The sequence below is a fragment of the Sandarakinorhabdus sp. genome (genome assembly GCF_041689835.1).
Taxonomy (GTDB): Bacteria; Pseudomonadota; Alphaproteobacteria; order Sphingomonadales; family Sphingomonadaceae; genus Sandarakinorhabdus.
This window is the reverse complement of sequence record NZ_JBDNFM010000151.1, coordinates 1-2,736: the sequence shown is the minus strand read 5'-3', so window position 1 is coordinate 2,736 and position 2,736 is coordinate 1. Positions and strand designations below refer to the sequence as shown.

Genomic DNA, 2,736 nt, shown 5'->3' with positions numbered 1-2,736 from the left:
GCATCCTGCAGCGCAACTATTGCGGCAATGTCGGCCTGGAATACATGCACATCAACGATGTGGAAGAACGGCGTTTCCTGCAGGACAAATACGAAGGCCGGGACAAGGAAGTTCAGTTCACGGCCAACGGCAAGCGCGCGATTCTGAACAAACTGGTTGAAGCAGAGCAGTTCGAAAAATTCCTTGGCCGCAAGTTTGTCGGCACCAAGCGTTTCGGCCTCGATGGCGCTGAAGCCATGATTCCGGCGATGGAATCGATCATCAAGGTGGGCGGCCAGTTGGGCATCACCGAAATCGTGTTCGGCATGCCGCACCGTGGCCGGCTTAATATGCTGGCCAATGTTCTGCAGAAGCCGTTTCGCACCATCTTCCACGAATTCGCCGGCGGTTCGTCCAACCCCGATGATGTCGGCGGTTCGGGGGACGTGAAATATCACCTCGGCACCAGTACCGACCGCGAGTTTGACGGCAACACCGTCCACCTCAGCCTGGTGCCCAACCCATCGCACCTCGAAGCGGTCGATCCGGTGGTGCTGGGCAAGGTGCGTGCCATTCAATCGCTGGTGGGCGACACCGCGCAGACACGGGTGATGCCGGTGCTTCTGCACGGCGATGCGGCCTTTGCCGGCCAGGGCATCGTGGCCGAATGCTTCGGATTTTCCGGCCTTGATGGCTATGGCACGGGCGGCACCATCCACTTTGTTGTCAACAATCAGGTCGGCTTCACCACCAGCCCGCAGTTCGCGCGCTCGTCGCCTTACCCGTCGGATGTTGCCAAGATCGTGCAGGCGCCGATCTTCCACGTGAACGGCGACGATCCCGAAGCCGTGACCTTTGCCACCAAGGTCGCCACCGAATTCCGCCAGCGTTTTGGCCGCGACGTGGTGATCGACATGTGGTGCTATCGGCGCTTTGGCCACAATGAAAGCGACGAGCCCAGCTTTACCCAGCCGTTGATGTATGCCGCCATCGGCAAAAAGCGCCCGGTAAGCGAGGTTTATGCCGAACGCCTGGCGCGTGAGGCCGTGCTGACCGGCGATAGCTTCAAGGCCATGATCGATTCCTATGTGTCGATGCTGGAAGACGAATTTGACGCTGCCGCCAGTTTCAAGGCCAATGCCGCCGATTGGTTCGGTGGCCGCTGGGCTGGTCTGGGCCGGCCCAAGGAAACCATCGAAAGCCGCCGTGCCGCGATGACCGGTGTTTCGATCACCGAACTTCGGGAGATCGGCAAGCAACTCACCACGGTGCCCGAAAGCTTGTCCATTCACCGCACCTTGGCCCGTGTGCTCGATGCCAAGGCGGAGATGTTCATCAGCGCCGCCAACATCGATTGGTCCACCGGTGAGGCGCTGGCTTTTGGATCGCTGCTGAAGGATGGTTATGCCGTGCGGCTTTCCGGCCAGGATTGCGGCCGCGGCACCTTCAGCCAGCGCCATTCGGTGTGGAGCGACCAGAAGGACGGCCACCGGTATGTACCTCTGCACGCGATGGATCCCAATTTCACCGTGCTCGACAGCCCGCTGTCGGAATTTGGCGTGCTGGGCTTTGAATATGGCTATTCCCTCGCCGATCCCAAAAGCCTGATCCTGTGGGAGGCGCAGTTCGGCGATTTCGTGAACGGCGCTCAGACAATCATCGATCAGTTTATTGTTTCGGGCGAAATCAAGTGGTTGCGCGCCAGTGGGCTGGTGATGTTGCTGCCCCACGGCTATGAAGGGCAGGGGCCGGAACACAGCTCGGCACGGCTTGAACGCTTTCTGTCCTTGTGTGCAGAAGACAATATTCAGGTCGCCAACTGCACCACTCCGGCCAATTTCTTCCACCTGCTGCGCCGCCAAATGCTGCGCGATTTCCGCAAGCCGCTGGTGGTGTTCACGCCCAAATCGCTGCTGCGCCACAAGCGGGCGGTTTCGACACTGGCGGACATGGGCCCGGCGACCAGTTTCCATCGTTGCCTTGACGATCTGGCACCCTGTGATCCGAAGAAAATCCGCCGGCTCGTCCTGTGCACCGGCAAGGTTTATTACGACCTGCTCGATGCGCGCGAGAAGGAAAGCCGCGACGACGTCTACCTGCTGCGCGTCGAGCAGCTTTACCCGTTCCCCGGCGACGTCGTGGCTGAATATGTTGCGAAATTTCCCAATCTGGAAACCGTGGTGTGGGCACAGGAAGAACCGCAGAACGGCGGCGCCTGGACCTTTGCCGCGCCGCTGATCGAGGCCGCTGTTGGCCGCCGTCCGGTGTATGCCGGCCGCGCGGCTGCTGCTGCCACGGCGACGGGCCTGCTCAAGCGCCACAATGCCGAACAGGCCAAGCTGGTGGCCGAAGCATTGGGCGCCACCACGACACAAGTGAAGGCCGCCATCCGCGGCGGTCTCAATAAAAAGTGAGAAGGTTCGATCATGGCAACTGATGTCGTCGTGCCCGCCCTGGGCGAATCCATCACCGAAGCCAGTGTTGGCCAGTGGCTGAAACAGCCTGGCGAGGCGGTGGCTGTGGATGAAGCGATTGTGGCACTGGAAACCGACAAGGTGGCCGTGGAAGTGCCGTCCCCGGTGGCCGGCGTGATGGGCGAACAATTGTTCAAAGTCGGCGATACGGTGACGGTGGGGGCGCTTATTGCCCGGATCGTCGAAGGCGCAGTGGCGGCAGCTGCCGCGCCTGTGCCAACTGCTGCCGCGCCTGTGTTGGCCCCGGTATCCGCCCCCGTACCGGCACCCGCCCCGGCCCCCG

The 2,736-nt window shown here is 61.3% G+C and carries 2 protein-coding genes; both read left to right on the top strand.

Annotation, left to right across the window (positions count from 1 at the left end):
• A partial coding sequence (locus ACESL8_RS08305; protein WP_372917734.1) for a 2-oxoglutarate dehydrogenase E1 component occupies nucleotides 1-2,393 on the top strand: 2,393 nt, incomplete at its 5' end.
• Nucleotides 2,394-2,405: 12 nt separating this feature from the next.
• On the top strand, nucleotides 2,406-2,736 hold a 331-nt coding region (locus ACESL8_RS08300; RefSeq protein WP_372917732.1), incomplete at its 3' end, for a biotin/lipoyl-containing protein.